The organism is Photobacterium sp. DNB22_13_2 (assembly GCF_052873915.1).
The window spans coordinates 1-235 of the sequence record NZ_JBNNXU010000301.1 but is presented as its reverse complement, the minus strand read 5'-3'; the positions used below and the strand labels follow the sequence as shown (position 1 = coordinate 235).

The window sequence follows — 235 nt, the reverse complement described above, 5'->3', positions numbered from 1 at the left end:
CACGAGAACCTGTGTGACCACCCCGCCTTCACGGGCTACACGCGTGATGGCGGCTATGCCGAGTACGTGGTCTGCGATGCCCGATACTGCCTGCCCATTCCAGAGCGGTATGACGATGCGCATGCGGCGCCGCTGCTGTGCGCTGGCCTGATCGGCTATCGCACGCTGCGCATGGCTGGAGATGCGCGTCGAATCGGCATCTATGGCTTTGGTGCGGCAGCCCACTTGGTCACCC

1 pseudogene is annotated in these 235 nt (G+C 64.3%); it reads left to right on the top strand.

Going from position 1 to position 235, the window contains the following annotated elements:
• Nucleotides 1-235, top strand: a pseudogene (locus ACVA58_RS28730) (hypothetical protein); the annotation flags it as partial.